Raw genomic sequence first — 3,025 nt, 5'->3', positions numbered from 1 at the left:
CGGGTGCGGGTTGCTGCTTGTGATGTCGCGGATCGTGCGGCGGTGGCCGCGCTTCTCGATGGTGTTCCGTCGGAGCATCCGCTGACCGGTGTGTTCCACGCAGCCGGCGTGATCGACGACGGCGTTGTGACCAGTATCGATCCGGCCGGGTTGGACCGGCTGCTCGCTCCCAAGGTGGACGCGGCGGTTCAACTACACGAGCTGACCGCGGGGTTGGACCTGGCGGCGTTCGTGCTCTTCTCCTCGCTCTCCGGGATCGTAGGCTCGTCGGGCCAGGCGGGATACGCGGCCGGGAACACCTTCCTGGACGCCCTCGCCCAGCACCGCCGTACCCAGGGTCTGCCCGGCCTCTCCCTTTCCTGGGGCTTCTGGGAGACGGCCAGCGCGATGACCTCCCACCTCGGCGACACCGACATGCGCCGTATGAACACCATCGGCATCGGGGCGCTCACCGCCGAGCACGGCATGGCCCTTTTCGATCTGGCCCTGGACTCGGCTGCCCCTCACCTCGTTCCGGTCCAGCTCGAACTGGACCGGTTGCGGGGCGCCAACCGTATCCCCATCCCCGAAGCATTGCGTGGGCTGGTTTCCGCACCTGTTGTCGCGCGCCGCCACGCCCAGGACGTTCAGGGCGTCGCCGAACAGCGGGGCCTCGTCGCCGAACTCGCGGCCATGTCTGAGAAGGAACAGGAACAGACTTTGCTGACACTGGTCCGTACCCAGGCCGCGGCTGTGCTCGGCCACCGGGACACCGAGGTGGTGACCGAGGACCGGGCCTTCAAGGAACTCGGCTTCGACTCACTGACCGCAGTGGAACTCCGCAACCGGCTCAGCGAGGCGACCGGCCGTAGATTCCCCGGCACTCTCGTCTTCGACTACCCCAGCGCCGCTATGTTGGCCGCCCGCCTCCGTACCGAACTCTGCCCCGACGCGGAGTCCCCGGGCGAGGCGTTGCTCGGCAGGCTCGCGCGGATGGAGGTCGAACTCGGCGCCATGGCCGCCACCGACGAGGAGGTACGGCGCGGCGCCAGAGTCCGTCTCCAGGCGCTCCTGGCGAAATTGGACTCTCTTTCCCCGGGAACATCGGATTCCCGGCACGAGGAAACGGACGATATCCAGGCGGACAGCCTGGAGGCACTCCTCGACCTGGTTGATGAAGAGCTTGATGGATAGCTCTCTGTAAAAGAAATCCTCCCCGACTTTCCGCATTTCCCCGAAGGTGTGCACATCATGGTGAGCGACGACAGAGTAGTTGAATCCATCAAGCGGCTGACGACCGATCTGCGGCAGACACGCCGGCGGCTGCGGGACATCGAGGCGAAGCAGCATGAACCTATCGCCATTGTGGCGATGGCTTGTAGGCTTCCCGGCGGTGTCACCTCACCGGAAAATCTCTGGGAACTAGTCAAGAGCGGTCGGGATGCCATTGGGGAATTCCCCGACGATCGAGGCTGGGATATCTCCCAGGAAGATGTCGAATTCATCCGCCGGGGTGGATTCATGGACGATGTCACCGCTTTTGATGCGGATTTCTTCGGTATCTCGCCGCGTGAGGCGCTGGCGATGGACCCGCAGCAGCGGCTGTTGCTGGAAACCGCATGGGAGACCTTCGAACGCGCGGGCATCGACCCGATGGCGCTGCGCGGCAGCCAGACCGGTGTTTTCGTCGGCGGCACCACCTCTTACTACGAGCAGAACGTTCCCCCGAACCTCGAAGAGGTCAAGGGGCACCTGCTGCTCGGCACCTCCAGCAGTGTGCTTTCCGGCCGTCTCTCCTACGCCCTGGGCTTCGAGGGGCCGGCCGTCTCGGTCGACACCGCGTGCTCCTCCTCCCTGGTCTCTCTTCACCTTGCGGTCCAGGCGCTGCGGTCGGGGGAGTGTGACCTCGCCCTGGCGGGTGGTGTGACTGTCATGTCCACTCCCACGGTCTTCGTCGAGTTCGCCCGGCAGGGCGGCTCCGCCTCCGATGGCCGCTGCAAGTCGTTCTCCGCCGACGCGGACGGTGCGGGCTGGTCGGAGGGCGTGGGCCTGTTGTTGGTCGAGAGGCTCTCGGACGCCGAACGCAACGGCCACCGTGTCCTCGCGGTCGTCCGGGGCTCCGCGATCAACCAGGATGGCGCCTCCAACGGGCTCACCGCCCCCAACGGCCCCTCCCAGCAACGCGTCATTCGCCAGGCCCTGGCCAACGCACGCCTCTCCGCCGGAGACGTGGATGTGGTGGAGGCACATGGTACGGGTACGAGGCTGGGCGACCCGATCGAGGCGCAGGCCCTGCTCGCCACGTACGGCCAGGAGCGCCCAGAGGACCGGCCGCTCCGGCTCGGTTCATTGAAGTCGAACATTGGCCACACCCAGGCCGCCGCAGGGGTCTCCGGTGTCATCAAGATGGTGCTGGCCCTGGGCCATGGCGTTCTGCCGAAGACCTTGCACGCCGCCGAACCCACTCCGGAGGTGGACTGGACGACGGGCGCGGTGGAGCTGCTGGCCGAGGAGCATGCCTGGCCCGAGACCGGGCAGGCGCGCCGGGCGGCGGTCTCCGCGTTCGGCATGAGCGGTACCAACGCGCACGTCATTCTGGAACAGGCCCCGGCTGGGGAGGAGTTGGAACGCGTCGCTGGGGGACCGGAACTCGCGAAACCTGCCGCCAGGGAACCGGAGGCCGTCACCGGGGAACCGGGATCCGCCGCAGACGACGCACCGCAGCCCGTGGGCCTGGACGGTGTGGTCCCGTGGGTGGTCTCCGCCCGGGGCACGGCCGCCCTGCGTGGCCAGGCCGAACGGCTCCGGACACACCTTGCCGTACACCCTGGGCTCGATCCGCTCCAGGTGGGCCGGTCCCTGACCGAGACTCGGGCTGCCCTGGAACAGCGCGCTGTCGTTGTGGGCCGCGACGAGCGGGAACGCCTGACAGCCCTGGACGCGCTCGCCTCGGGTGAGCAGAGTCCGGCTGTGGTGACCGGCTCGGTGGCGGGTACGGGGGCGGGTGTTGTCTTCGTCTTCCCGGGTCAGGGTTCGCAGTGGCTCG

The 3,025-nt window shown here is 67.6% G+C and carries 2 protein-coding genes; both read left to right on the top strand.

Going from position 1 to position 3,025, the window contains the following annotated elements; genetic code table 11:
* The first annotated feature begins 3 nt into the window (after positions 1 to 3).
* Entirely contained in the window at positions 4 to 1,173 is a 1,170-nt protein-coding gene (locus tag ACIP8W_RS31790) for a KR domain-containing protein (RefSeq protein ID WP_402205881.1), read from the top strand.
* A gap of 57 nt (positions 1,174 to 1,230) precedes the next feature.
* On the top strand, positions 1,231 to 3,025 hold a 1,795-nt coding region (locus ACIP8W_RS31785), incomplete at its 3' end, for a type I polyketide synthase (protein WP_401958796.1).

The organism is Streptomyces sp. NPDC088554, from assembly GCF_044752945.1.
Taxonomy (GTDB): Bacteria; Actinomycetota; Actinomycetes; order Streptomycetales; family Streptomycetaceae; genus Streptomyces.
This window is presented reverse-complemented; position numbering and strand designations above follow the sequence as displayed.